This is a genomic window from Rhodococcus sp. JS3073 (assembly GCF_026810085.1).
Taxonomy (GTDB): Bacteria; Actinomycetota; Actinomycetes; order Mycobacteriales; family Mycobacteriaceae; genus Rhodococcus_F; species Rhodococcus_F wratislaviensis.
In genome coordinates this window covers 7,735,532-7,760,660 of the sequence record NZ_CP113951.1, presented here as the reverse complement: position 1 = coordinate 7,760,660, position 25,129 = coordinate 7,735,532, and the positions used below count along the sequence as shown (strand labels likewise).

Genomic DNA, 25,129 nt, shown 5'->3' with positions numbered 1-25,129 from the left:
TCAGGAAAGCGTGAAGCCCTTGTATCCCGCACATACGGTCTCGTCCCACTTGGCCAGGTAGAGGGGAAGACCACCGGGGTAGTTCAGCAACTGCCGCGGCTTACCCGGGACGTTGGCACCCATGTACCAGGAGTCGGCTTTGTCATAGAGCGCCTCGGCCGTCAGCTCGGCGACGTGATCGGACCAGGCAGCATCCGCGTCCGCCTCGGACTCGATGCGGTTCAATCCGTTGTCCCGCATGTAGTCGATGGTGTTGACGACGAGGTCACCTTGGATCTCGGCGCAGCTGGGCCCGTTGCAGAAGCCCGACGGGCTCAGTGGTCCGTAGAGGAAAAGCAGGTTGGGAAATCCTGCCGTTGCGACTCCGAGGTTTGCCCGCACACCATTCGACCACTTGTCCCGGAGCAATGTACCGTCGGTGCCGCGAATGTCGATAGCGGTCAGGCCACCGGTGACGGCGTCGAAGCCCGTTGCATAGACGATGATGTCGAACTCGTGCTCCTCCGATGTGGTCTTCAGCCCGGTGGGCGTGATCGTCTCGATCGGGTCCTCGTGCAGATCGACGAGACGCACGTTGTCCTGGTTGAAGATGTCGTAGTACGTCTGCTCCAGCGAGGGACGCTTCACGCCGAAGGGGTACGCCTTCTTCATCGGCGCCAGCTTCTCGGCAATGACCGGGTCCTTGATCCGGGCACGCGTCCGGTCACGCCAGAACTCGTAGGCCGTGTCGTTTGCGTCATCCTCGACGAAGACGTCTTGGTACGTTCCGAGCCAGAACTCGAAACCGCACTCCCACAGTCGCTCATAAGTGGTGATTCGCTCCTCCTCGCTCACCTGGAGGGCTGACTTGGGTATGAAGTCGAAGTCGAAGCCGGAGAATGACGCCGAACGACGACTGAATCTGTCCGCCAGATCGAACTTGATCTTCGCGTTGTCCTCGTCGGTGAGCTGGCGCTGTCGCATCGGGAGCGCCTGAACGGGGGTGCGCTGGAAGATGGTCAGCTGTGCGGCCTTCTTCGACGCCTCCTGAGCGACCTGCACACCGCTTGCGCCGGTACCGATGATGGCGATTCGCTTTCCCGCGAATTCGATTCCGCCTTCGGGCCACAGACCGGTGTGGTGGTTGATCCCTGCGAAGCTGTCCATTCCCGGGAGCTTCGGGAAGATCGGCTTTGCCGCGAATCCGGTGCACAGAACGAAGTACTTGCAGACGAAAGTGCTTCCGTTCTCCGCGGTCACGGTCCAGGTGTTCGCCGTATCGTCGAACTCGGCGGAAATGACCCGGGTGTTGTAGTAGATGTCCTTGCTCAGATCGAGCTTCGCGTCGACGTACTTGAAGTAGCGGCGCAGTTCGTCACCTCCGGGATAGAGCTCGGAGAACGCGAATTCATCCCATAGGTCGGGGCGCGTGAACTGGTAGATGGGACCTTCGCTGTCCACTCGGGCACCCGGGTAGCGGTTCCAGTGCCAGATTCCGCCCAGACCCTCACCCGCCTCGACTACTTTCACCGAATAGCCTCGACTCCGCAGATTTTCGAGCTGGTACAGCCCGGCGAATCCGGCTCCTACAACGAGAACGTCGAGTACTTCGGTCACGGTCGGTGCGGCAGTGCTCATGTTGGTCTCCTCTTGATGCCAAGGGCTACTTGGGGGTTTGGCGATTGCGCTCTGTGTCGCAGAAAGTGAAGAGCTGAATGCGGGGAAGCTCGTCCGGTCCAGCTTCTAGGTCCAACGGACATACGCAGTCTTGGTGGTTGTGAAGAAAGTACGTGCAGCCTTGCCCTGTTCTCTGCTCATGCTGCTCGAGCCTTTGAGGCCACCGAACGGCACATGCGGCTCGACACTGCTCGTCTCGCGATTGACATGCACCAACCCCGATTGTGTGCGCCGGATGAAGGTCATCGCCGTCGCGATGTCTCTAGTGAACACTCCAGAGGACAGGCCGTAGTCCGTGTCGTTCGCGGCCTTCAGCGCACCGTCGAATCCATCGACCTCCTGCACGGTCACGACTGGCCCGAAGACCTCCTCCCTGACGAGCCTGCTTGCCTCCGACACCCCGGCCAGGACTGTTGGTGCGATATAACAAGTGTCGGAGTCGAACTCCCTTCCCGTAAGAAACTCGGCGTTCTCGTCGTGGGCGAGTCGCAGGTATCCGGCCACCGTGTCACGTTGCTCCACCGAGGCAAGGGGCCCGATGTCGGTGGCTTCGTCGTACGGATCACCGACTACGAGCGCGTCAGCGTGCTTCACCAGCAGTTCTCGTAGTCTGGGAGCGACGGCGCGGTCCACGTAGACCCGGCTCGTCGCTGTGCAGCGTTGTCCCGTGTGGAGCATCGCGCTCTTCACGATCTGTAGCGCTGCATCCTCGACATCGGCGTCGGCGAGAACAATGGACGGATTCTTGCCACCCAGCTCGAGCTGGACCTTGACGTTGCGATCGGCGACGGCCTGACGTAGTCGCGACCCGACGGCACCCGAACCGGTGAATGTCAAGGCTGCGAGTCGCGCGTTCCCGGTGAGTGCCGCCGAAAGCTTTCTACCGCTGCCCGTCACCAGATTGAGGACCCCCGCGGGCAACCCGGCTTCTGCGAGGATCTGCGTCAGAAACACTGCGGATCCGCAGGCCGGTTCTGCAGGCTTCCACACAACTGCGTTCCCGAAACCTATTGCCGCCGCGATCTTCCATGCCGGAAGCGCGAAGGGAAAGTTCCACGGTGTGATTGCACAGACGACGCCGAGCGGCTCCTCTACCGTCATCAGCATCGTGTGTGGATCAGCACTGGGGTACGTCTCTCCACTAGGCTGTAGGATCTCACCGGCGTAGTAGCGGAGAATGGCGACACTTCGCAGGACCTCGGCGCGTGCGTCGCGGATCGCCTTCCCCATGTCTGCGGTGATTGTCAGGGCAGCGTCGTGAACGCGGCTTTCCAAGAGATCAGCGGCAGAACGAAGAAAGTCCGACCGCTGAATTGCTGTCGTCTCGGACCACTCTGGTTGAGCACCGGCGGCGGCCGCATACCCAGCCTCGACATCGCCGGGAGTCGCCGAAGCGTAGATTCCCGTCACACGGCGGAGATCGGAGGGATCTACACGCTCGAAAGTGTCGGTGGCGGTACTCCATCGACCTGCGATATACAACGTTCTCCCGTCAGCGATCGACGACGACAGTGCTGGGTGGTCCAAGCTCATGGACATCTTGTTTCCCCGATCTGTGTAGGCGCAGAAATGGTTGGAAGTTCACCACCCGGCGCGGACTTGAATTGCCTGATCACCCGTCCACGCAACGCGGCAGGCGTGCCAGTACGAGAATCTTCTCGACTGTTCTGTAGTCCGCACTTTCACCGCGGTCGGGTCGATGTCGGACTTTCCGTGCTCAGTGCAGTAGAGCGACGGTAGTTCAAAGTAACTGGGACAATCACTCACTTGTCCCCAAAAGACTTGCACTCAGCACTCTTTGAAGACTCACAGGCATCACAACACGCTGCTGCCTGGCTCTTTTAGCCGGCACCCGGAGTGGCGTGGTCCGCCCAGCGACTCGACCTTCTCGACATCCGCTCCCGTTCGCGAATCTACGGCGGCGTAAGGAGGCGCCGAATCGTGTGAGGACGATAGCTAGTGGACCGTCCAGCGCCCCGGCCACCTTACAAACCGATTCAGCAATGACTATCCCAAGTGACCTGGAACACCTTGCAGGGCAAGCATGACATCCAAACCCCGGAAACACAATAGGAGATTAATTTACGTATATAAGCATTTTGCCGAGCACGGTGGATCCGCGACGAAACCTGGCGGGATCGAGGAGGTGGGCAGCATAGATGATCGATTTCGCCGCCCGATCCTGGAGTCGACGGCTTTGACTGGCACCGAATAGCTTTGTCCAACACTACAAATAAACTGAGCACTCGCTGAGTTCCACATTGATTCCGGGGATTGGTCGAATCGGGTTCCACGGCGTAGACGAGCGATTTCGCCGGCACACCCGCGCTCCACTCACGACCTGCGCAACATACTCTTGGAACAGCCGCGTCCAATCTGTTTTGTGCGCAAAGACTTCGAAACCCGGCCTTCGTAAGCAGGCATGACCGTCGCCCCGGTCCCGACGTCATTTGTCGAGCGAGAAGGCTACGGGGTTGGCAGCTGTGACTGTGGCTGGAACTACAGCACAAGTCGAAGCGTAAGTAGAGTGCCATCTTTCGCGCCGCACAGGCGAGCGGCGAACAAGGCTGCGGCAGTGAAACACCGTTCGTAGGGAAAGAGGGAACTTCACTGCCGTGGCTTGAACTCACTGTTCAAGTTCTTACGGATCCGGATTTGGTCGCCAAGGTGATCGACACCGTCGGCCTGTACTTGAATCCACAGACAACACCCTCGTGCTGTGCGTGGACTAAGAAGTAGCGGATTCGGGCCATGGGCCGGACCGCACCGATGCTGTCGATGCGGATCGGCTCGCTCGGGCAGCGCAAACCGCGACATCGCCTTCAGGAGTTCCTACTCTTCTTCAAACACCTCGCCCGCGCCTACTCGGAGCGGCAGCTGTATCCGGTGAAGGACAACGACGCCACCAGGCCGAAGTCCGGGCGTGGCTGGCGAAAATCCTCGTATTCATGTGTATTCACGCCCACCTCGCATCATGGATGAACCTTGCGGAGGTGTGGTTCAGACTATTCGAACAGCAGGCCATCCACCGCGGACCTTCAGCTCCGTGAACGAGCTGACCACCAAGATCCGCACCTTCATCAACGGATGTAACACCCGCTGTGCGCCGTTCGTCTGGACCAACACCGCCGACCAAGTACTTACCGAAAGCAAACCGCAAAGATACTTCGACAACGAGCCACCAGGGACTGAGCGTGCCGCATTGTCGCTAGATGCCGACGAGAGGGCCTATGACTGGATTCCATTGGTAAATGCGCTGCTCTACGACGACGCCCCGCTTGACGTAAGGATCCTCCGCAAGCAGGGAATGCAAGGCGTCTTCGCTGACCGCTTGGAATACCAGTAGGGCTCCGGCGCCGTCGGCCCAGGCGCCGGCCTCCTGCAGCACGCCTCGGGCAGCGGCATCCTTGACGAAAGTCAGGTGTTCGGCATGCGCAGCCTCTTTGACCGAGGCATCGGTGGTGTACGACCAGATCACAGCGAACAAGGCCATGGTTACTCCTCAAGTGGGGGGATGGGACATGAAACGGCTCCGAATATGCACATGGAGTGCGCACCTGAGAAGGTTAGAAGTACGGATGAGGTGGCTCGTGTCCTATTTCGCAACACTGGGTCTTCTTGAATAATGGATCGGACCCGCTCTGCGCTCGGCTGCGGTGATCTCATGATCTGCCCGCCCGGACACGACGCCTGGATTCTCGGTGATGAGCCCTGCGTGTTCATCGACTGGACCGGCGTCGCCCACTACGCCGAACGGTAGACGACAGCGCCGTGGCCACCCGCTCATCACGCGCGCGGTGAAACGGACCGAAGCGTTCCAGGTCTTGATGGAGCGGGGCTCCATCGAGATGCTCGGGGCGGAATCAGGTGTGACTAGAGGCCCCTCTACGCGTGATTACCGGCCGGTCAGTTCGTGGAGCTGCCAAGGTGCGCATCACCGCTCGCCATAGGTGAACACCCCCCAGATGACCTTCCTTCCTCCCCTCCCTCCACCCATGGCACGCTATTAGTGAGCCAACCTCTAAAGATGGTGGCATAGTGCCTGCGCCGATCGACACCCTGGACGCTACGAGACTGCAGATCCCAATCGCATCCACAGGTGATTCAACAAGTCAGAGCTTGTCGTGTTCACCCATTGGGCCCGCGGTCCGACTTGGGCGCTGCTATCGCGAGGTGCCCGAGGCAACGGGGCTGGGGTCCATGAAGATCAGGTACTCGGTCACCTTGTTGTGCTCGACGCGGGTGCGCGTGACGGCGGGAAGTGTGAAGGATTCACCGTTCTGCAAGGTGTAGGTGACCTCGACCCGGAGCGCGGTGACGTTTCCCTCTGACCATTCTTCGATGATCTCGTGGCGCATCGACACCACCGAGTTCAGGTACTGCGCTACCCAGGTTTGGATGGCGCTCTTTCCGATGACGGGGGCGTTGTTGCCCATCCGGAAGACGCAGTCGTCGGAGAAGTAGTCGAAGAACGCGGCGATGTCGGTGTCGGCGGCTTCGAGAAGTTTACGGGTGGTCTCGACCTCGGTCGTGACTGTGGTCATCGCGAACTCTCTTTCTCTGGTGATGTGACGGGATGCCCACGCACTGTGGGGATCGATCTGGACTCGATATGGGAACGATCGGAGAGCGGTCTAGAGCCCTCAGGCCCAGCGCACGGTCTCTGAGGGGTCGAGTCTGGGGAGACGCTCGAAAAACGGGTTCTCGCCGGGATGTCCGATGTTGACGACCAGGATGGACCTCCAGGAGGTTCCGGACAAGAATTCCGCGTCTATTCCTGCCGGGTCGAAGCCTGCCATCGGCCCGGCCGCCAGGCCGGCGGCACGGATGGCGAGGATGAAGTACCCCGTCTGCAGGGCAGCGTTGAAGTTGCCGGTGCGCTCGCGCAGCGCGTCGTTGTCCGCGAAGACATCACGGAGCTGTGGCCGGATGGGCAGCAGGCGGGGAAGGTGCTCGTGAAATTCGCTGTCGACCGCGACAATTGCGGTGACGGGCGCTGACGCCGTCTTCTCACGGTTACCCTCGTCGAGGTGTGCGAGCAGTCGGCGGCGGGCGTCGGCGGTGCGCACGAATTGCGCGCGCATCGGCTGGGAGTTCGCTGCCGTGGGCGCCCAGCGGGTCATTTCCCAGATCTGGGTGAGTTCGTCATCGTTGACCGGGGTCGGGGCGAAGTTGTTGACCGTTCGTGCGCCGCCGAACAGCAGGTCTCTGGCTGCGTCGTCGAGGCATTCGATTGTCGCGTTACTGCTCACCAATGCTTCTCTCCTGATCCTGAGCTGACGATGTCGATTCACCGACGTGCCGCTACGGACTGCTCGGTGGTCGCATCATTTGTGGTCATAGGGTCCTGAGTTCCGACGGTGGTGCCGCGGGAACGGGACCTGGGTACCTGCGCGGCTACTCGGTTGCCGTCCGAGCCTCGGCCGCGGGCGATCCGCGGCCGAGGCTCGGGAGGTGAGGACGTAGCCGCAGCCGGTCAGAGGAGCGGATCGGATACCGGAAGGTCGAGGGTGAACCGGCCGATGGTTTCCGAGGCCGTGTCGATGTCGAGGAAGGCGTGCACCGACAGCACGGACAGGTCACGGAAGAACCGCTGGATCGGTGCCGAGCTCCGGTACCCGTCGCCGCCTATTCCGCGCACCATGTCGTTGAGGGCGTTGCGGGCCAGGTCCGCCAGATATGCTGCCTTGAGCTTCATTTCGGCACGATCGCAGGGGTCGGACTGCTCGGGTCGCTGGGCGGTGAGGCGTTCGAAGAAGGCGTCGAGGAGTGTTTCGGCGGCGTCCGCCGCGGCGAGCGCCCGGCCGAGCCGCATCTGGGCGGCCTGCTTGCCGGAGGCCTTCTCCTGGCTGATGGTTCCCTGCCGGTCCCGGGTGCGCTGGACGAACGCGTCCGCCGCACCGCGCAGGGCACCGACGACGACCGGGGTGACCTCGGCCATCGCGAACGGCAGGAACGGCAGGTGGTACATGGGGTTGGGATGGATCAGCTGCCCGGGAGCGGTACCGGCGAGGGCGAGGGCGAACGGCCCGGTGCGGTAGTCCGGGACAAAGACGTCGTCGACGCTGATGTCGTTGCTGCCGGTCCCGGACATGCCGGCGATGTACCAGGTGTCGAGGATCTTGACGTCCTCACGGGGCACGAGGAACCACAACGGGGTGGGGGCGCTGCCCTCCTCGAACACGACACCGGCGAAGGTGAACCATTCCGCGTGCACCGAACCGGAGTTCCAGGCCGTCTGCCCGGTGATGCGGTAGCCGCCGTCGACCTTCTGCACCTGACCGAGCGGGGCCGCGGTACCAGCGGTGAGGGTGTAGGGCTTGTCGGCGAACACTTCTCGTTGCGCCTGTTCGGTGAAGATGTTCACTCGCCAGGCCGCTCCGATGTAGAAGGAGGTGACCCAGCCGGTCGACGGGCAGGCGGCACTGATGGTGCGGACGATCTCGGCGGCGACGTCGAGTCCGAGTTCGAGTCCGCCGTACTCCTTGGGGGTCAACGTGGCCAGGATTCCCGAGTCGATGAGGTCGGTGATCGTCTCGTCGAGGGGAGCACGGTTCTCCTCGGTCTTCTGTGCGCGTTCGGCGAAGGCCGGTACCAGGGCGTGCACCCGGTCCATGAGTTCGGTGCGGGTGATGTCCATTGTTTCCTCCGGTGTGGGTGGCTGTTTCTTGGAGCTGTGGGGTGTGATCGGCGCAGCTCAGGGCATGCGGGGACCGCGCCTGGGGTGTGCGGATTCTGGTTGGTTCGGGTGTGCGTGTCGCGTGCGGCACCGCGGGGGTATCAGCGAACGTTGCCCTTCAGGTTCGGGCCCGCGACGAGTGTCAGTCCGTACCGGCCGGCGAGGATTTCGGCGTCGTGTCGATCGCCGACGCTGGTCGGGTCGGCGGTGCCGTCGAGGTCGGCGAACACCGCGCCCGAGTACGGGGGTTCAGCCGTGTCGGTGAGTGTGAGGGCAAGGGACGCGGTGGTCGCGCGGATCCGGAACTCCGTGGGTGTCACGCGCACCGGGACCAGGTGCCCGGGCCGGGTGAGATCGTCTGGCTCCGTGACCGGGTCGGCAAGGATGCGGGCCGTGCGCGCCCGGTCGGCGCCGGAGATTCCGGTGGTAATACCGGCAGCGGCGTCGACGGTGACACATTGGCCGTGGCCGAGTGTGGAGATGGCCCGAACCCTGGGGGTCGCTTCCGGCAGGACGAGACGGTCACAGACACGTTCATGCAGTGCCACCTGCACAAATCCGGTGGTGTGGCGGATCAGGAAGGCCATCTGCTCGGTGGTCACGGCGCCCGCGCACCCCACGAGCACCACGCGGCGGTGATGGCTCAGGACGATCAGCTCGCCGTCGGCGAGTGCGCCACTACCGGCTGCGAGTGTCGACCATGACCGATGGTGCGAGGCGCGGGGCGCTAACAAGGTCGTCATGGCGTGCCTTCCTTTGCAGAATAATTCGGTGCTGCTGTCGAGTTGCTCTAGCCGCGGCGTAATCGAGGCCTGGCAGTGCTATGCGGGTTCGAGCGCCGAGTGCGTGCCGAATACGCGGCGGTGATAGGTGAGCGGCTCGCTGTAATTGTTCTCTGCCGCAACGACGTTGCCGAGCACGACCACATGGTCGCCGCCCTCGACAAACTGCTCGACGTGACAGGCGATCCAGCCGGCGGCGCCGGCGATTCGGGGAAGTTCGTGGTCGACGTCCCACCGCACGCCATGGAACTTGCCTATTCCGCCCTTCTTCGCGAACTTCAGCGCGGTGCCTTGCTGGTCGCTACCCAACACGTTCAATCCGAACTTCTTCGATGCCGTTATCAGTTCGAGTGTCTCCGATCCGCGGTCCAGGGAGACCAGGACCATCGGCGGTGTCATCGACAAAGAGGTGAAGGCGCTGACCGTGGTGCCGAAGGGCAGGCCGCCATCCATGGAGGTCACGACGGCGACAGGAGTGGCCACGTGTGCCATCACGTCCTTGAACGTTTCCTGGACAGGACTCGAGGGGGTGTGCATCGAAAGACTTCCTTCTGTCGACTGCGGTTCTCACCGCGATTCCCCGCGGTTGGACGGAGTTCGTGTTCGGCCTGTCGGCCTCTCGATCACCAGGAGCTGATGTGTCCTACACCACAAGTAGACCGCATCAGTGACCCAGTTCGCACTACTGCAGAGCCCAGCGTTGTCGCCAACTTTTGGTTCCTGGACCAGCCGTGGGTTCGGGCTATCGGCCTACGGTCGCTACCACTGAGCGATGGGGGCGTCTTTAAGCCACTCATAAATGCGGAGCGCGGCACGCAGGTCCGTAGTCGACCCATCCGAAGGCGTGCACAGGCTCAAGGCCTTCTGCACTCGATAGGTCACCGTGTTCTTGGAGATGTGCTCTGCCGACGCGACTTTGGACAGGCTGTGGTCCATGTCGAGATAGAGGCTCAGGGTCGACCGCAGGTCGGCCATCCGGGGGTCGTCGCCGGCGAGCGGGCCGAGCAGACGGGAGGCGAACTGCACTGCGGCTTCCGGGTCGGCGAGCAGGAGCACTTCCAGGCCGATGTGCTCGTGACCGGTGGTGGTGGGTGGATGACCTACCCGCAGGCGAACCAGCCGCTCGACGGCCCGCGCTTCGAGGTGGCTTCTGCGGAATCCTTTCATCCCGGAACCGAGTTGGCCGGCGACGACGAAGGTGTCAACGAAGTCGGGTAGGGAGGAGGTCAGGGCGCGGGTCGGGTCCGGGGTGATCGCCCCCCACGCCCAGATCGCCTGGAGACCGACGGGGATCACCAGTGATGCTGTCGGTGTTCCCCAATGCCGCAGCACCGGGTCGACGACGGTCCGGAGGTCGTGGTTCGAGTGCGGGCCGCTCCAGGCGATGAGGGCCACGTGATGGCCGCCGAGGGGATAGCCGAGGACCTGTTCGGCGTGGGCGGGCTCGATGGGGTCCGCGGCGATGATCTTGGTGACGAGGTCGAGCCGGGCCGCCGAGACCCCCGCCGCCCATGCGCTCTGCTCCTCGAGGAAGGCCGCGGCGGCCACCCCGGTGAAGTCGTCGAGCACCTCGAAAAGCAGCACGGAGATGCGGCGCAGCTCGCCGCTGCTCTCACTCGGCGGCAGCAGCCGGGTCGCCGCGTCGAGAAGTGCGGCCGCCAGCACCGCATACCCGACGCGGATGGTCCGGAGCAGATCGTCGAGCTCCATGCCTCGGCGGGCGAAATCGCGGGCGATGTCCTCCACCTCGGCACTGGCCAGAGTAGATTCCGATTCGCCGATACCCGCGACCAGCGTCAGTGCCCGGAACACGGTCGCCGTGGTGGCTCGCCGAATCGCGTCCAGGGGCGGCGCTCCGTCGTCCACTGCGGGAACTTTCCGCGAGATCGTGGCGGCAATGTCCTGGCCCACTTCAACCGCCCAGGTCACCGCGCCGTCGCCGAGGGCGGCGCGAACGCGTTCGGCGTCCGGGCTGAGCCACTCGAGCTCCGGTTGCCGGGCCCGTGCTCCCGATAGTTCACCAGTCCAGTGCGGCACCCGACATCCTTTCCGACCACGTCAACGCTACAGCCCACACATCACCCAAATTGGGCTGTAAACCAATTTCCCTCGAAGTTCCTGTTCCCCAGCCACTAGCCATCCGCGATGGAATCTCGTGAAATGGGGAGACAACAACGTGACGGGGACCACAGCAATGGTCTCTGCAGGGTGCTCGCAGCAACGCGAGCTGTTATCAAATATAGCTCCGGGTAGGAATCCACCCTAGCTGTGGAACGACATTTCGAACCCGGGTCTCACACATCCCTTCCGGTCACCCGACCGTGATCGGTATCGAAGGAGTCAACGATGACCGCCACCCCTAAGTTCGCGCACGTCGTGCTGCAGACGAGCCGGTTCGAGGAGATGCGCGATTGGTATTGCACCGTGCTGGATGCGCACGTGGTCTACGAAGGGCACGGATTGTGCTTCATCACCTTCGACGAGGAACACCACCGGGTCGCGCTGCTCGGTGCCCCGGTGCAGCTCGAACCGCGCAATCCGGGTGCGGCGGGCATGCACCACACCGCCTACACCTTCGACACCCTCGACGATCTGCTCGATCGGTACGACTCGCTCAAGGAGAAGGGGATTGAGCCGAAGGTGCCGATCCAGCACGGGGTGACGACGTCGCTGTACTACCAGGATCCGGACGGCAACTTCGTCGAGCTGCAGATCGACAACTTCACCACCCCGGACGAGGCGACGGCTTACATGAACGGCCCGGAGTACGCCAACAACCCGGTCGGGGTGTCGTTCGTCCCGGAACTGATGCGGCAAGCACTGGTCCAGGGCATCCCGGTTTCGGAGATCACCACCCACTCCTGGGCCCTGCAGACGAGCCCGGACCTGCCTGACCCGATGGCGGCGCTGACCAGCTGAGCTGATCGCGCTCGGCCCGACCAGCGGCACTCCACTCTTATCTAAGGACTTTTTCTCATGCGTTTGGCAAACCAAGCCGGTCGGCTCCAGGTAGTGGCGGACGGCGTCGCCGTCGACGTCGAGACAGCCAGCGGGGGCCGCTTTTCCGCCGAACCCCAGCAGATCTTCGACCGGTGGGACGAGTTCACCGCATGGGCGGCCACGGTGGACTTCACCGACGGGGCACCGGTGGTGGAGTCGGAGCTGGGCGCCCCGGTTCCCCGGCCCGGCCAGATCTTCGCCGTCGGCGTGAACTATGCCGACCACGTCGAGGAATCCGGGCTGACCCTGCCCGACGCGCCGTTCGTGTTCACCAAGTTCCCGGCCTCGATCACCGGGCCCTACGCCACCATCGAACACCCCGGCGGGTCGGTGGATTTCGAGGTCGAACTCGTGGCGGTCATCGGTAAGGAAGCCCGGCACGTTCCCGTTTCCGAGGGCTGGGAGTATGTGGCCGGGCTGACCCTCGGTCAGGATTTGTCCGAGCGGGAGCTTCAGTTGTCCGGTCCCCCACCGCAGCAGTTCGCGCTCGGCAAGTCGTTCGCCGGTTTCGCCCCGATCGGGCCGGTTCTGGTTACCCCGGATGAATTCGAGAACCCGGACGACATCGAGGTCAGCACGGTCCTGTCGGGCGAGGTGATGCAGAACTCGCGCACCCGGCACCTGATTTTCCCGATCCCGGTCCTCGTGTCCTATCTGTCGTCGATCGTGCCGCTGCGCCCCGGCGACCTCATTTTTACCGGCACCCCGTCGGGTATCGGCTTCACCCGCGATCCGAAACGGCTCATCGGTATCGACGACGAACTCGTCAGCCGCGCCGACACCATCGGCGAGATGCGGCACCGTTTCGCCGCCACCAACCGCCCACACCCACTCACCACTGTTTCCAGGAGCACCAGCCATGTCTGACATCACCGTCCCCGTCCTCATCGTCGGCGGAGGCGGGTGTGGATTGACCACCTCGATCCTCCTCTCCGAGCACGGCATCGACCACCACCTCATCGAGCGGCACACCAGCACCTCCCACCTGCCCAAGGCCCACTACCTCAACCAGCGCACCATGGAGGTGCTGCGCCAGGTCGGGGTCGCGGACTCGATCTACGCGGTGGGCACCCCGCCGAAGAACATGGGTAAGACCCGGTGGGTCACCTCCCTCGGCGGCGACGGCGAACTGGACGGGCGCACCCTGTACACCCTCGAATCCTTCGGCGGTGGACGCCTCGAAAGCGCATACGCGGTCGACAGCCCCTGCCCGTCCACTAACTACCCGCAGATCCGGCTCGAGCCCCTCCTGCGTGAGCACGCCGAGAAGCGGGCACCGGACTCGATCCACTTCGGCCGCGAACTCGTCTCCTTCGAACAGGACGAGAACGGAATCCACGCCGTCGTCCTGAACCGCGACACCCAGGAGACCTACACCGTCCACGCCCAGTACATGGTCGCCGCCGACGGCGGCAAGACCGTCGGACCCGAACTCGGTGTGAAAATGGAGGGCCCCACCGGGATCCTCGACATGGTCAGCACCCACTTCACCGCCGACCTGTCGCAGTGGTGGGAGGACGACGTCCTGATCACCTGGCTGCTCAACCCCGAGGGCGCCGGATCCTGGAACAGCGGCGCCATGGCCGCCATGGGCCCCACGTGGGGCAAGCACTCGGAAGAATTCGTCCTGCACTTCACCTTCCGCCCGGACGATCCGGCCCGGTTCGACGAAGAGGCCATCGTTCCGCGGCTGCGCGAGCTGCTCAAGCTGCCCGACCTCGAATTGAAGATCCACAAGGTCAGCCATTGGATCCTCGAAGGGGTGCTCGCCGACAAGTACCAGGTCGGCCGGATCTTCCTCGCCGGCGACGCCGCGCACCGGCACCCGCCGACCACGGGTCTGGGCCTGAACACCGCCATCCAGGACGCCCACAACCTGGCCTGGAAGCTGGCCGCGGTGATCAAGGGTGACGCCGCCCCCGCTCTGCTCGACACCTACGAGCCCGAACGCCGCCTCGTCGGGATGCGCAACGTCGACTGGGCCATGTTCACCTTCCTCAACCACATGGTCGTCGACGCCGGCCTCGGCCTGATCCCCGGCCAGCCCCTCGAAGCCCAGGTCCAGGTGTTCCGGGACTACTTCTCCGACACCCCGATGGGCGAAACCCGCCGCGCCCGCGCCGCCGAGGTGATCAGTACCCAGCGCACCGAATTCCAGGCCCACGACCTCGAAATCGGCTTCGCCTACCGCGACGGGGCGCTCGTCCCGGACGGCACCGAGGCACCGCCGCGCGACCCGATGGGGCACAACTACCACCCCACCACCCGCCCCGGGCACCGCCTGCCCCACGCCTGGCTCGAGCACGACGGCCGACAGATCTCCACCCACGACCTCACCGGCAACAACGCGCACTTCGTGCTCATCACCGCAGCAGACGGAGCCGCCTGGTCCGACGCCGCCCGGCTGGCCAACGACAAGTTCGGTATTCAGATCAAGGTCGCCCAGATCGGTACCGGCGCCGACTACACCGACCCCACCGGCCGCTGGAGTGAACTCCGCCAGATCGACGACACCGGGGCGATCCTGGTCCGCCCGGACAACCACGTCGCCTGGCGCGCCGCCGGCGCCGCCGCCGACCCCGCAGACGAGCTCACCCGGGCCCTCGGCACCGTGCTCTCCCGCTGACACCACCGCACGAAACCCTCCCGCCACGGGCAGACCACGACACCACCTCTGCCCGTGGCCGGGGGGGAGCCGGAAAGGACGCACCAACAATGACCGCGCCAGGACGTGAAGTGTTGTGGACCCCACCACCCGAGCGGGTATTCACCTCGAACATGAGCCGGTACCAACGCTGGCTCGCGACCGAGAAGAACGTCTCCACCACCGACTTCGACTCTCTGTGGTGCTGGTCGATCAGCGACCTCGAGAGGTTCTGGCTCTCGATCTGGGAGTACTTCGACGTCATCGCCTCGGCGCCACCGCACACGGTGCTCGCCGACCCCCAGATGCCCGGCACACGGTGGTTCCCCGGCACCCGGCTGAATTGGGCCGAAAACCTGCTCCGCCATACCGACCAGGCCGGGCCCGCGATCATTTCGGTCGACGAAACCGGCACCACCGGGGAACTCTCGCGGGCCGAGCTGGTTGCGCAGGTCGCCAACCTTGCCGCGCACTTCCGGAACATCGGCGTGCGGCCCGGAGACCGGATCGCGGCGATGCTGCCGAACATCGCGCCCACCGTCGTCGCGGTGCTGGCCGCCGCCAGCGTCGGTGCGGTGTGGTCTTGTTGCGCACCAGATTTCGGTGTCAAAGGTATGGTCGACCGGTTCGCGCAGATCGAGCCGACCGTGCTGATCGGGGTGGACGGCTACCAGTTCAACGGTAAACGCGTCGACCGCCGGGACGTCTTCTCCGCCCTGCTGGACCAGCTGCCGACCGTGCGGCACGCCATCATGGTCGACAATATCGGTCTACCCTTCACTGGGGAGCACCGGCCGAGTATCGCCGACTACGCCGATGTGGTCGTCGGGGACGCCCAACCACAGTACGAGCGGGTGCCGTTCGATCACCCGCTGTGGATCCTCTACAGTTCCGGCACCACCGGCCTTCCCAAGGGGATCGTGCACTCACACGGCGGAATCCTGCTCGAAGCCCTCAAGGCCAACGCCCTGCACTACGACCTCGGCCCCACCGATCGGGTGTTCATCGCCGCCAGCACCGCCTGGGTGGTGTGGAACATGCTCGTCAACTGCATGGCCCCCGGTGCCACCGTGATCACCTACGACGGCAGCCCCACTTTCGGGCGGCCCGACCACCAATTCGAGATCTGCGCCCGGTACGGGGCCACCCGGTTCGGCACCGGTGCCGCCTATCTGACGTTGTGCGAGAAGGCCGGCACCCAGCCCGGCACCGATTTCGATCTGTCGGGGTTGCGGTCGATCATGTCGACCGGTTCGCCGCTGCCGGACAGCACCTGGCGATGGATCTACGACACGGTCAGCCCGGATGTGCACCTGGGGTCGGACAGCGGCGGCACCGACGTGGCCACCGGATTCATCGGCGCCAACCCGCTGAGCCCGGTGCGGACCGGCGAACTTCAGGGCCCCTACCTGGGGGTCGACGTTCAGGCGTGGGACGAGGACGGCCGGTCGGTGATCGGTGAGGTGGGGGAAATGGTGATCGCCGCACCGATGCCGTCGATGCCGATCTACTTCTGGAACGACCCGGACGGAAACCGGTACCGGGACGCCTATTTCGAGGTCTACCCCGGGGTGTGGCGGCACGGAGACTGGATCACCATGGAAGCCGACGGCGGCTGCGTGGTCCACGGGCGGTCGGATTCGACGATCAACCGCGGCGGGGTCCGGATGGGATCGGCGGATATATACCAGGCCGTCGAAGCGCTGCCGGAGATCGCCGAGGCACTGGTGATCGGCGCCGAACTGCCCAACGGGGGCTATCACATGCCGCTGTTCGTGGTCCTGCGCGCCGGATACGACCTCGACGACGCCCTGGTGGAGAAGATCCGCAGCACTATCCGCCGAGAGGCCTCGCCCCGGCACGTGCCGGACGAGATCATCGACGTCCCGGCTATTCCCATCACCCGCACCGGTAAGCGGCTCGAGATTCCCGTCAAGAAGCTGATCCAGGGAGTGTCTGCGGAGACCGCGATCAACCGCGCCACCGTCGCCGACACCGCCGCCCTCGACTGGTACATCGACTATGCGCAGCGGTTCCAAGACCACCGCGCCGGCACCTCCACGCTCACCTGAGGGCAGGCCGCCGGGGCCGGTGCCTCGGCGGCCGCAGAGCCGACGTGAACATGCGCCGAGGCGGCGGTGTTCAGGGCGCGATCGGGTCGAGCGCCCGAAGCGCGATCTGTTCGTTGTCGTCGAGGTGCTGCCGGGTCGCCGCGGCGACCTTCCTCATATTGCGGGTACGCACGACGGTGAGGATGTCCGCATGCACGTGTCCCCGCCGCTCGTGTTCGTCCGGTTCGGCCTCGCGACCCGAGAACGCCAGGCGGATATACCGTTCGGCGGCGTGCCACAGGCCGTCGAGCACGCGCAGGTCCCAGGCGGTGGCGGCGGGCCGGAGCAGTTCGTAGTGGAAGGCGTGGTGCGCCTGGTAAATGTCGTCGAGGTCGAGGCTCTCGTCGCCGAACATGGCCACGTAGTTCTCGAGGCGACGCAGGTCCGCGTCGTCGAGCAGTTTGCAGGCGCGGCCGGCGATTTCCGGTTCGAGTTGGCGGCGTAGCCGATAGATTCCGTGCAGGTCCTCGTGCGAAAGCGGGGCGACCATAGCGCTTTTCCCGGGGCGGGTCACCACCAGACCCTGCGCTTCGAGCTCTTTGAGTGCTTCCCGGACCGGGATGAAGCTCACCCCGAGCTGGCCGGAGATCTCCCGCAGCGAGAAGGTTTGGCCCGGACGGAGTTCGCCGGAGAGGATCGAGCGCCGGATTTCCTTGGCGACCTGTTCGGGAACGGAGGTCGGAGTCAGGGCCCGCACCAGCGGTTGCGGGTTTCTCGTGCTCGTTGTCACGACCATCTCCGTCTCGTTGTCATCGCTGTCACCACGTGCAAGGCATGTTATAACACCGGGTCGATGCAGGTCTGGGCGCGGATCGACCGGTGTCAGTCGGTGAGCTTTTCGACCAGCGGCGTGATCCGGTAGTCCACCATCTCCCGCATGACCAGCGCGGTGGTGGTGCGTTTGACCCCCTTGATCCCGAGGATGTCCCCGGCCACTCGATACAGGTCGTCGGCGTCCCGGACAGCGACGTGGATGAGCAGATCCGCGACACCGCTGAGGCCGAGGACCTCGAGCACCTCGGGAATGCCGTCGAGAGCGGCCCCGACACGGGCCAGCTTGCGCTGGGTGACGTTGGTCAAGATGTATGCCTGCAGCGGATAACCGAGGATCGCCGGGTCGATGCGGCGCTCGAAGGAGCGCAGCGCGTGCGAGTCGTCGAGCTTGCCCATCCGGGCCTGAACGGTGTTGCGCGAGAGTCCTATCCGGTCTGCCAGGGCAATGGTCGTGGCCCGCGGCGACTCCGCGAGCGCGAGCAGTAGCCGGGCGTCGATCTGATCCGCTCTGTGCGTGCTTGGCATTGTGCCAATCCCACCTTCCCTCGAGTGCCCTATCGGCGTGCATTCTGCTCAATCTCAACACCGACTATTGCGCAGGCGGCAAAATCCTGATCCACTGTTATAACAGGTGGGCGGCGGTCAGACCAGATCCGGGCACCGCCGCATTCCGATACCGCATCCGACCGCACCCACCCTGTTACCGGTCGAGCGGATTGCTCCCCGGCTACCCCGTCGGAGCCGTTCTTGTAGTTGCGCTCGTCCGCAGCGATCCGCACATGTGAGGAAAGAGAATCCGATGCCCAACACCCTGCCCGCCAGCCCCGGAACCGTGACCCCCGTCGCAGAAGCCGGACATTCGGTGGATCTGGAAACACTCGAAACGATCCAGCAGCGAGTGTTGTGGCTGTCCACCTCGATGATCCATCACGCCAACCGGATCAGGCCGAACCCCACGGGCCTGAAGGTCGGCGGGCATCAGGCGTCCTGTGCATCGATGGTCTCGATCATGACCTCGCTGTGGTTCGAACAGCTCCAGCCCGGTGACCGGGTCTCGGTCAAACCGCACGCCTCCCCCGTGCTGCACGGCATCAACTACCTGCTCGGTGAACTCGATGAGAAATACCTGACCACCCTGCGCGAGTTCGGGGGGCTACAGTCCTACCCCAGCCGCTCCAAGGACCCCGACACCGTCGACTACTCCACCGGATCCGTCGGCATCGGCGCCACCGCCCCGATCTGGGGCGCCATGGCCCGCCGCTACGTCGAAACCACCACCGGCGGAGCCGGCACCGGCCGCCAGTACTCGCTGGTCGGCGACGCCGAACTCGACGAGGGCGCGGTGTGGGAGGCCATCCTCGACCCGGGCATCGCCGACCTCGGCGAGGTCGTGTGGATCGTCGATTTGAACCGGCAGTCCCTGGACCGGGTGATTCCGAACATTGCCGCGAACCGGTTGGAGAAGATGTTCGACGCCGCCGGGTGGCAGGTGATCACCGTCAAGTTCGGCAAACTGCTCGAAGAGTTGTTCACCCGGCCCGGCGGGCAGGCCCTGCGCACCTGCATCCTGGACATGCCCAACCCGGAGTACCAGCGGCTGCTGCGCTGCAGCGCCGACGAGGTCCGCACCCGCCTGCCCGGGAACGGCCCCGGCAGCGCGGAAATCACGGCCCTGATCGCCGGCCTCGACGACGACACCCTGACCGCCGCGATCCGCAACCTCGGCGGCCACGACCTGTCCGCCCTGACCGCCGCGTACCGGCAGATCGACGACACCCGGCCCACGGTGATCATCGCCTACACCATCAAGGGCTACGGGCTGCCCACCCAGGGACACCCGCAGAACCACTCCTCGCTGCTGTCGGTGGACGAATACGCCTCACTCGCCGCCGATCTGGGCATGGACCCGGCGTCCCCGTGGGGCCGGTTCGATGCCGACTCCGCGGCCGGGCGGCGGTGCGCGGACAATGCGGAGCGGCTGCGCCGCGACCCGATCCCGGCGTCGCCCGCGCTGACGATCCCCACCGACATCGGCCGCACCCCCAAGGGCACCGCCACCACCCAGGCCGCCCTCGGGCGGGTGCTGCTGGACCTGACCCGCGAGGCCCCCGAGGCCGCGAAGCGGGTGGTCACCGTCAGCCCGGACGTGAGCTCGACGACCAACCTGGCGGGGTGGGTCAACAAGGTCGGGGTGTGGTCGGCGGCCGAGCGCCGCAACTGGTTCGACGACGACCGCGAGACCATCATGCACTGGAATGAGCGGCCTACCGGGCAGCACATGGAACTGGGCATCGCCGAAACCAACCTGGTCGGCCTGATGGGTGAGCTCGGCGCCACCTGGAGCCGGTGGGGACAGCCGCTGTTCCCGATCGGGGTGATGTACGACCCGTTCGTCGAACGTGCCCTCGAACCCTGGTCCTACGGTATCTACGCGGGCGGCCAGTCGATCCTGGTCGGCACCCCCTCCGGTGTCACCCTCGCCGCCGAAGGCGGTGCGCACCAGTCGATCAAGACCCCCTCGATCGGGCTCGAGCAGCCCGGCTGCATCAGCTACGAACCCGCCTTCGCGATCGACACCGAGTGGACACTACTGGCCAGCATCGGCCGGCTCGGCCGCCCGGACGGCACCTCCGCCTACCTGCGGCTGTCCACCCGCCCCGTCGACCAGATCCTGGCCGCGGTGCCCACCGACCCGGCGGCCCGCGAACGCCGCCGACGTCAGGTGGTGGCCGGCGGGTATCCGCTGGTGCGCCGGGACGACGCGCAGGTCACCATCGTCGCCATCGGCGCGATGATGACCGAAGCCCTCGCCGCGGCCGACCGTCTCGCCGAACAAGGCATCCCCGCCGACGTCGTCTGCGTCACCAGCCCCGGGCTGCTGTTCGAAGCGATCCAGGCGCGCCGAGGCCACGGGTCCGGCGACAGCTGGATCCTCGATCAGCTCTTTCCCGCCGACCGCGCCACCCCGATCGTGACCGTCCTCGACGGCCACCCGCACACGCTGGCGTTCCTCGCCGGCATCAACCAGGTGCGCAGCACCGCACTCGGGGTCAGCAGATTCGGGCAGGTCGGCTCCCTCGACGAGGTGTACCGCTACCACGGCATCGACACCGACAGCATCGTGCGGGCCGCGCTCGACATTCTCCCCTGATCACCGAGACCCGCACGCACACAGGCCAGGAGCAGACAACACCATGACAACCGAACAACTCGCAGGCACCACGGTGCGGATGCCGGCCTTGGGGGAGAGCATCGACGAGGGCACCATCACCCGGTGGCTCAAACAACCCGGCGACCATGTCACCGCGGAGGAACCACTCCTCGAGGTCGCCACCGACAAGGTCGACACCGAAATCCCGTCACCGGTCACCGGGATTCTCCAACGCCACCTCGCCGAGGAGAACGACGTCGTCGCCATCGACGCCGAACTGGCCATCATCACCGAATCCGACCGCACGGCTGCGGCTCCCACTGCCCCACCCATACCGGCACCGGCGGCGGATCCGGCACAGACCGCACCGTCGGTGCCCCCGGCTCCGGCGGCGGTTCCCTCGCCGCCTCCGGAGCCGGACACGGCCACAACCACGGCCGCCGCCGGCACCGCTGCGCCGCTGCCGGCGACCGGCTCGACCACCGCGAAGCTGCCGCGCATCCGCCGCACGATTGCCCAGCGGATGGTCGAGTCGCTGCAGACCGCCGCCCAGCTCACCACAGTGCTCGAGGTCGACGTCACCGCGATCGCCCGGCTGCGGGCCACCCACAAGGACGACTTCCTCGCTCGGACCGGACTCAAGCTCTCCTTCCTGCCGTTCTTCGCCAAAGCCGCCGTCGACGCACTCGCCGAGCACCGGGTCCTCAACGCCTCGCTGAATACCGAGGTCACCGAAGTGACCTACTACGACCACTGCCACCTCGGCATGGCCGTCGACAGCGAAAAGGGTTTGATGGTGCCGGTCATCCGAGACGCCCAGACCCTCGGGGTCGAAGACCTGGCCCGGGCGATCGCGGACAAAGCCGACAAGGTCCGCACCGGCAAGATCACAGCCGACGACTTGTCCGGCGGCACCTTCACCCTCACCAACACCGGCAGCCGCGGCGCTCTGTTCGACACCCCGATCATCAACCAACCCCAAACGGGCATCCTCGGTGTCGGTGCCGTGGTCGAACGACTGATGCCGACCCGCCACGACGGGGAGCTCCGCATCGACGTGCGCTCGATGGCCTACCTGTCCATCTCCTACGATCACCGCATCGTCGACGGCGCCGACGCCGCCCGCTTTCTCACCGCCGTCAAAGCGCGACTCGAAAACGGCTTCACCGCAGACGATCTCTGACAGATATCAGCATCACAGCCGGGGGACGAGGAGGAACAATGACCCGAGACGATCAGGCCATGCTGGCGTTCGCCACCAAATGGTCCCGATTCGGCGGAGGAGACGAATACATCCTGCCCGAGTTCGGCATCACCCCGCAGGTGTTCTACCAACGCCTTCTGGCGATGGTGACGTCCACACTGATCAACGACATCGACTTCTCAACCCGGACATACTTGATGGACTTCTGCTCGAGCAAGCTCGCCCGGCCGACCTCGCGAAGTGTCGCGGCCGCACAGGCTGCCGTGTGATCGATCCGTACCGGTCGCCGCCCCGTCTACAGCTCCCAGGGGCAGCCACCGGTACGGGTGCACCGAAACCGCTTGCGAAAGATTTTTTGCACCAACGGATTCGGTGTTCTACCCGTTCCCGGTCGGCCGGGCGACGAGCGTGATGGCCAGGTTCGCACGACGTGACACTCCGGCCCACGGGCCCAGCATCGGATAGGCGGTGCGATCCACCGTCGTCTCGGCGGTGATGCCGAGTGTGTCGGCCGCCTTGATCGATCGGAGCTGCAACTGGGCGGGTGCCGTGGCCCCCCCGGACCGTCACCTCGCACGGAACGGAACCGCTCGACAGGTCGGCACCGTCGATCACCACTTCGATGGTGGGGTGCTTGTCCGTGTGGAGGTAGTGCGCGGACCGCAGGTGCCAATCACGGGGCCCCAATGCGGTATCGATGCGGTCGGCGGCGAGCAGGCCGGTCCCGGTGATGCGGCCGCCGCTGACCGTGATCGAGCCCTCCCGCACCGGGATACGGCCTCGCACCCACATCAACCCGAACGCCTTGGCGCGGAACGTCACCGTCGATCGGTATCGATGGCATACGTACCACCGGGAATGGTTGCGGAGGCCGGGTCCGAGGACGCGGATTGGATGTCGGGCATGGGTAGCGCTCCTTGGGTCGTGTGTCGCCGATCGGGCAGTTGCAATATTTGATAACAGTTAGTGTTGAAGTGCAAGGGTTCGACTGTCAGCTCCTGCGCCCTGGTCCCGACGGCCGATCACGGTCAGTGCGCGGCGATTTCGTCCACAGCGTCGACGCTGGGCAGGATGACCACCGGGATCGCGACCAGCAACAGTGTCGGCGTGCAGATTGCTCACCCTCATGAGTACTGGTTGCCGGATCTGCCGGCCACTGCTTGACTGAGATCACGCCAGGCACGAGAACGCCACGCCGTTCCTCGATCGCCCGCCGGGAGAGCTCACGAGGCCGGAGACCCGGACAACGACACCGCCGCACGATTATCGACGCACCGTATGACGGCGGTGTCGGACCCGTAACCACAAACCATGCGCACCAGGTGCCGCACGGCATCGGTCAGCTACGCGTCCTGCGCCGACGCAAACGCAGCCGGCGTCGCGCCGATCTACCAAGGCGAGCCCGGCTACTCGACGAAACTCGACCGGGACAAGGATGGTATCGCCTGTGACATGTGATGCGGTGTCACCATCGTCGACGTCACGCCGTGCTCGTCTGTGCGGGTCACAGGGGACAGAGGGTTTGCCGGGTCCGGTTCCAGAACGGAAACAGCTCGGGGCTGCCGGCGTCCGGGTGTTGCCGTTGCGCCTGTTCGACGAATTCGAGGACCGTCTTTCCGGTGGTGTGCGACAGTGCGCAGGCGTCCAGACTCAGCTTCGTCGACGCCACGAACCCGATCCGCTCGGCGTAGGGGCCCAGGACCCCGGAGTCGACGAACGCAGCGAGGCCCGTCCCCCACCGGTTGAAGGCGGCCTGCAACCCGAAATCACAGGGCTGCCCGAAGAGTTCACTGCACGTTGTCGGTACGCCGTGGACCATGACTGCGGTATCGGGCAGCGGGCGCGGCGGCTCGGGCGCATCCGGTCGCGACGCAACCGCCCACACCACCAGCACCGCGGCGCCGACGACAACGCACACCAGCACCGCCTTCAGGACCTGCTTCATCGCTCACTCACCTCGTCACACAACTTCATTGCACCACTCCTGCCCTCCGTCTGCTTAAACACGGCTGGACCGCAACGAGAAAGCCGGAACGGGAGCGCCATCTAAGTACTGGGACGACAGTTTGTGACTGACGGGACTGTTGTAGTAATTGATCTTGCATGCAGTCAGAGGTGCTGGAGTGGCCAACGGGCTTCACCGGGTTCTGTGCGCGGTTCGCCCACCGGTTTTCGCGGGTGGATCGCGGCGGCGGATGGGCGCGAGAACGCAAGAACAGATGGACGCTGGCCGAGGCGGCCGGTGATGCGGGGCCGGACGGCATGCAGCGGCTGCTGAACTTCTAATCCTGGGACTGCGTGGCGCTCTGCGACGACGTGCGTGAGGTCGTGGTCGAGACGATCGGTGACGCCGACGAGGGCGTGTTGATCGTCGACGAGACAGGATTGTTGAAGAAGGGGCACGCGCTCGGCCGGGGTGGCCCAGCAGTATTCCGGCTCGGCCGGGCGGATCGAGAACAGCCAGATCGGGGTGTTTCTCGCTTACGCTTCCGACCGGGGTCGGGCGCTTATCGATCGGGAGTTGTACCGACTGAAGGCCTGGACCGAGGACCACGAGCGGTGCCGGGAGGCCGGGATCGGCGACGAGGTGGCTTTCGCGACGAAACCCGAACTGTCGCAGACGATGATCGAGCGGGCTCTTGATGCCGGGGGTGCCGTTCGGGTGGTTCACCGGCGACGAGGCGTACGGGCAGGTCGGCCGACTCCGGCTGTGGCTCGAATCCCTTGGTGTGGCCCACATTCTCGCCGTTCCGAAGTCGCAGATGGTGATCTCGATGGAGTTGCGGCAGCGCCGAGCCCACACCGTGATCGCCGACCTGCCGGCGACCGCGTGGCAGCGGATCTACTGCGGCGACGGCGCACACGGACCCAGACTCTACGACTGGGCGGTGGTCGATATCCGGCCACGACGGAGAACACCCGACCCGTGTCTGCTGATGCGCGGGCGCAGCCGGTGCCACCCGAACCGCCGACCGACAGCCGAGGTGTGATCGGTCCACGGTGCCGGCGATCGACGGCCCGCCGCGCACGGAATGGAGGACCGACATGACCGAAGTCGACTCCATTGACGTGGTCGGAGCGCAGTCCGCGCTCGAGGTGGTCGCCGTGGTGCTCGGGGCCCGGATCGA

At 65.0% G+C, this 25,129-nt stretch carries 22 protein-coding genes and 2 pseudogenes; 10 read left to right on the top strand and 14 right to left on the bottom strand.

Going from position 1 to position 25,129, the window contains the following annotated elements; translation table 11 throughout:
• The 3 genes from OYT95_RS35440 to OYT95_RS35430 all read right to left on the bottom strand — a co-directional run bounded on the left by OYT95_RS35440 (position 1) and on the right by OYT95_RS35430 (position 5,149).
• Positions 1-1,617, bottom strand: a complete 1,617-nt coding sequence (locus tag OYT95_RS35440) for a flavin-containing monooxygenase (RefSeq protein WP_268790264.1) — start codon at positions 1,615-1,617, stop codon at positions 1-3.
• 105 nt (positions 1,618-1,722) lie between these two features.
• Entirely contained in the window at positions 1,723-3,195 is a 1,473-nt protein-coding gene (locus OYT95_RS35435) for an aldehyde dehydrogenase family protein (protein WP_268790263.1), read from the bottom strand.
• 1,669 nt (positions 3,196-4,864) lie between these two features.
• Entirely contained in the window at positions 4,865-5,149 is a 285-nt protein-coding gene (locus tag OYT95_RS35430) for a YciI family protein (RefSeq protein WP_268790262.1), read from the bottom strand.
• A 132-nt stretch (positions 5,150-5,281) separates the two neighbouring features.
• On the opposite strand from OYT95_RS35430, the gene OYT95_RS35425 reads away from it, so the two are divergent.
• Complete coding sequence (locus OYT95_RS35425; protein WP_268790261.1) at positions 5,282-5,416, top strand: hypothetical protein; 135 nt, start codon at positions 5,282-5,284, stop codon at positions 5,414-5,416.
• 403 nt (positions 5,417-5,819) lie between these two features.
• On the opposite strand, the gene OYT95_RS35420 is transcribed toward OYT95_RS35425, so the two are convergent.
• The 6 genes from OYT95_RS35420 to OYT95_RS35395 form a co-directional block, all read right to left on the bottom strand.
• Positions 5,820-6,200 carry a nuclear transport factor 2 family protein gene (locus OYT95_RS35420; RefSeq protein ID WP_268790260.1) on the bottom strand — a complete coding sequence of 127 codons (381 nt, stop codon included), beginning with the start codon at positions 6,198-6,200 and terminating at the stop codon, positions 5,820-5,822.
• Between the two features lie 99 nt (positions 6,201-6,299).
• The gene (locus tag OYT95_RS35415; protein ID WP_268790259.1) at positions 6,300-6,911 is read right to left on the bottom strand and encodes a malonic semialdehyde reductase; all 612 of its coding nucleotides are present in this window, start codon (positions 6,909-6,911) and stop codon (positions 6,300-6,302) included.
• Between the two features lie 221 nt (positions 6,912-7,132).
• The gene (locus OYT95_RS35410; protein ID WP_268790258.1) at positions 7,133-8,296 is read right to left on the bottom strand and encodes an acyl-CoA dehydrogenase family protein; all 1,164 of its coding nucleotides are present in this window, start codon (positions 8,294-8,296) and stop codon (positions 7,133-7,135) included.
• Between the two features lie 140 nt (positions 8,297-8,436).
• On the bottom strand, positions 8,437-9,078 hold the full coding sequence (locus tag OYT95_RS35405) for a 3,4-dihydroxy-2-butanone-4-phosphate synthase (protein WP_268790257.1): 642 nt from the start codon (positions 9,076-9,078) through the stop codon (positions 8,437-8,439).
• Positions 9,079-9,156: 78 nt separating this feature from the next.
• A complete protein-coding gene (locus OYT95_RS35400) occupies positions 9,157-9,654 on the bottom strand; it encodes a flavin reductase family protein (protein ID WP_112298487.1) in 498 nt (165 codons plus the stop codon).
• Between the two features lie 222 nt (positions 9,655-9,876).
• Positions 9,877-11,154 carry a PucR family transcriptional regulator gene (locus OYT95_RS35395; RefSeq protein WP_112298488.1) on the bottom strand — a complete coding sequence of 426 codons (1,278 nt, stop codon included), beginning with the start codon at positions 11,152-11,154 and terminating at the stop codon, positions 9,877-9,879.
• Between the two features lie 309 nt (positions 11,155-11,463).
• On the opposite strand from OYT95_RS35395, the gene OYT95_RS35390 reads away from it, so the two are divergent.
• The 4 genes from OYT95_RS35390 (at position 11,464) to OYT95_RS35375 (ending at position 16,833) form a co-directional block, all read left to right on the top strand.
• A complete protein-coding gene (locus OYT95_RS35390; RefSeq protein WP_037227239.1) occupies positions 11,464-12,036 on the top strand; it encodes a VOC family protein in 573 nt (190 codons plus the stop codon).
• Between the two features lie 57 nt (positions 12,037-12,093).
• Positions 12,094-12,984, top strand: coding sequence for a fumarylacetoacetate hydrolase family protein (locus OYT95_RS35385; RefSeq protein ID WP_128638316.1), 891 nt, complete (start codon positions 12,094-12,096; stop codon positions 12,982-12,984).
• The gene (locus OYT95_RS35380; RefSeq protein ID WP_128638315.1) at positions 12,977-14,743 is read left to right on the top strand and encodes an FAD-dependent oxidoreductase; all 1,767 of its coding nucleotides are present in this window, start codon (positions 12,977-12,979) and stop codon (positions 14,741-14,743) included. Before OYT95_RS35385 ends, OYT95_RS35380 begins: the two co-directional genes overlap by 8 nt.
• 89 nt (positions 14,744-14,832) lie before the next feature.
• Positions 14,833-16,833 carry an acetoacetate--CoA ligase gene (locus tag OYT95_RS35375; protein WP_268790256.1) on the top strand — a complete coding sequence of 667 codons (2,001 nt, stop codon included), beginning with the start codon at positions 14,833-14,835 and terminating at the stop codon, positions 16,831-16,833.
• Positions 16,834-16,903: 70 nt separating this feature from the next.
• On the opposite strand, the gene OYT95_RS35370 is transcribed toward OYT95_RS35375, so the two are convergent.
• A complete protein-coding gene (locus OYT95_RS35370) occupies positions 16,904-17,608 on the bottom strand; it encodes a GntR family transcriptional regulator (protein ID WP_128638313.1) in 705 nt (234 codons plus the stop codon).
• Positions 17,609-17,694: 86 nt separating this feature from the next.
• Positions 17,695-18,171, bottom strand: coding sequence for an Lrp/AsnC family transcriptional regulator (locus tag OYT95_RS35365; RefSeq protein ID WP_037227252.1), 477 nt, complete (start codon positions 18,169-18,171; stop codon positions 17,695-17,697).
• A gap of 274 nt (positions 18,172-18,445) precedes the next feature.
• On the opposite strand from OYT95_RS35365, the gene OYT95_RS35360 reads away from it, so the two are divergent.
• From OYT95_RS35360 to OYT95_RS35350, 3 genes are read left to right on the top strand one after another with little or no spacing between them, the layout of a single operon-like run.
• On the top strand, positions 18,446-20,797 hold the full coding sequence (locus tag OYT95_RS35360) for a transketolase-like TK C-terminal-containing protein (RefSeq protein ID WP_268790255.1): 2,352 nt from the start codon (positions 18,446-18,448) through the stop codon (positions 20,795-20,797).
• A 43-nt stretch (positions 20,798-20,840) separates the two neighbouring features.
• Positions 20,841-21,980 carry a 2-oxo acid dehydrogenase subunit E2 gene (locus OYT95_RS35355; RefSeq protein ID WP_268790254.1) on the top strand — a complete coding sequence of 380 codons (1,140 nt, stop codon included), beginning with the start codon at positions 20,841-20,843 and terminating at the stop codon, positions 21,978-21,980.
• Positions 21,981-22,018: 38 nt separating this feature from the next.
• Positions 22,019-22,270: a DUF3263 domain-containing protein gene (locus tag OYT95_RS35350; protein WP_268790253.1), complete on the top strand. Its 252-nt coding sequence runs from the start codon at positions 22,019-22,021 to the stop codon at positions 22,268-22,270.
• Between the two features lie 108 nt (positions 22,271-22,378).
• Here OYT95_RS35350 and OYT95_RS35345 read toward each other — a convergent pair whose 3' ends face one another.
• Entirely contained in the window at positions 22,379-22,537 is a 159-nt protein-coding gene (locus OYT95_RS35345; RefSeq protein WP_268792346.1) for a hypothetical protein, read from the bottom strand.
• A gap of 40 nt (positions 22,538-22,577) precedes the next feature.
• Positions 22,578-22,793: pseudogene (locus OYT95_RS35340) on the bottom strand (YceI family protein); the annotation flags it as partial.
• A gap of 519 nt (positions 22,794-23,312) precedes the next feature.
• On the opposite strand from OYT95_RS35340, the gene OYT95_RS35335 reads away from it, so the two are divergent.
• On the top strand, positions 23,313-23,459 hold the full coding sequence (locus tag OYT95_RS35335) for an excalibur calcium-binding domain-containing protein (protein ID WP_052032858.1): 147 nt from the start codon (positions 23,313-23,315) through the stop codon (positions 23,457-23,459).
• A 46-nt stretch (positions 23,460-23,505) separates the two neighbouring features.
• On the opposite strand, the gene OYT95_RS35330 is transcribed toward OYT95_RS35335, so the two are convergent.
• Positions 23,506-23,946, bottom strand: a complete 441-nt coding sequence (locus OYT95_RS35330) for a hypothetical protein (RefSeq protein ID WP_268790252.1) — start codon at positions 23,944-23,946, stop codon at positions 23,506-23,508.
• A gap of 158 nt (positions 23,947-24,104) precedes the next feature.
• On the opposite strand from OYT95_RS35330, the pseudogene OYT95_RS35325 reads away from it, so the two are divergent.
• A pseudogene (locus tag OYT95_RS35325) lies at positions 24,105-24,967 on the top strand (IS701 family transposase); the annotation flags it as partial.
• Positions 24,968-25,129: the final 162 nt, after the last annotated feature.

What these genes read in the sequence shown, in the direction of transcription:
- OYT95_RS35440 (WP_268790264.1), bottom strand. Translation starts at nt 1,617, where the DNA reads ATGAGCACTGCCGCACCGACCGTGACCGAAGTACTCGACGTTCTCGTT.
- OYT95_RS35435 (WP_268790263.1), bottom strand. Translation starts at nt 3,195, where the DNA reads ATGTCCATGAGCTTGGACCACCCAGCACTGTCGTCGTCGATCGCTGAC.
- OYT95_RS35430 (WP_268790262.1), bottom strand. Translation starts at nt 5,149, where the DNA reads ATGGCCTTGTTCGCTGTGATCTGGTCGTACACCACCGATGCCTCGGTC.
- OYT95_RS35425 (WP_268790261.1), top strand. Translation starts at nt 5,282, where the DNA reads ATGGATCGGACCCGCTCTGCGCTCGGCTGCGGTGATCTCATGATCTGC.
- OYT95_RS35420 (WP_268790260.1), bottom strand. Translation starts at nt 6,200, where the DNA reads ATGACCACAGTCACGACCGAGGTCGAGACCACCCGTAAACTTCTCGAA.
- OYT95_RS35410 (WP_268790258.1), bottom strand. Translation starts at nt 8,296, where the DNA reads ATGGACATCACCCGCACCGAACTCATGGACCGGGTGCACGCCCTGGTA.
- OYT95_RS35405 (WP_268790257.1), bottom strand. Translation starts at nt 9,078, where the DNA reads ATGACGACCTTGTTAGCGCCCCGCGCCTCGCACCATCGGTCATGGTCG.
- OYT95_RS35400 (WP_112298487.1), bottom strand. Translation starts at nt 9,654, where the DNA reads ATGCACACCCCCTCGAGTCCTGTCCAGGAAACGTTCAAGGACGTGATG.
- OYT95_RS35390 (WP_037227239.1), top strand. Translation starts at nt 11,464, where the DNA reads ATGACCGCCACCCCTAAGTTCGCGCACGTCGTGCTGCAGACGAGCCGG.
- OYT95_RS35385 (WP_128638316.1), top strand. Translation starts at nt 12,094, where the DNA reads ATGCGTTTGGCAAACCAAGCCGGTCGGCTCCAGGTAGTGGCGGACGGC.
- OYT95_RS35380 (WP_128638315.1), top strand. Translation starts at nt 12,977, where the DNA reads ATGTCTGACATCACCGTCCCCGTCCTCATCGTCGGCGGAGGCGGGTGT.
- OYT95_RS35375 (WP_268790256.1), top strand. Translation starts at nt 14,833, where the DNA reads ATGACCGCGCCAGGACGTGAAGTGTTGTGGACCCCACCACCCGAGCGG.
- OYT95_RS35370 (WP_128638313.1), bottom strand. Translation starts at nt 17,608, where the DNA reads ATGGTCGTGACAACGAGCACGAGAAACCCGCAACCGCTGGTGCGGGCC.
- OYT95_RS35365 (WP_037227252.1), bottom strand. Translation starts at nt 18,171, where the DNA reads ATGCCAAGCACGCACAGAGCGGATCAGATCGACGCCCGGCTACTGCTC.
- OYT95_RS35360 (WP_268790255.1), top strand. Translation starts at nt 18,446, where the DNA reads ATGCCCAACACCCTGCCCGCCAGCCCCGGAACCGTGACCCCCGTCGCA.
- OYT95_RS35355 (WP_268790254.1), top strand. Translation starts at nt 20,841, where the DNA reads ATGACAACCGAACAACTCGCAGGCACCACGGTGCGGATGCCGGCCTTG.
- OYT95_RS35350 (WP_268790253.1), top strand. Translation starts at nt 22,019, where the DNA reads ATGACCCGAGACGATCAGGCCATGCTGGCGTTCGCCACCAAATGGTCC.
- OYT95_RS35335 (WP_052032858.1), top strand. Translation starts at nt 23,313, where the DNA reads ATGCGCACCAGGTGCCGCACGGCATCGGTCAGCTACGCGTCCTGCGCC.
- OYT95_RS35330 (WP_268790252.1), bottom strand. Translation starts at nt 23,946, where the DNA reads ATGAAGCAGGTCCTGAAGGCGGTGCTGGTGTGCGTTGTCGTCGGCGCC.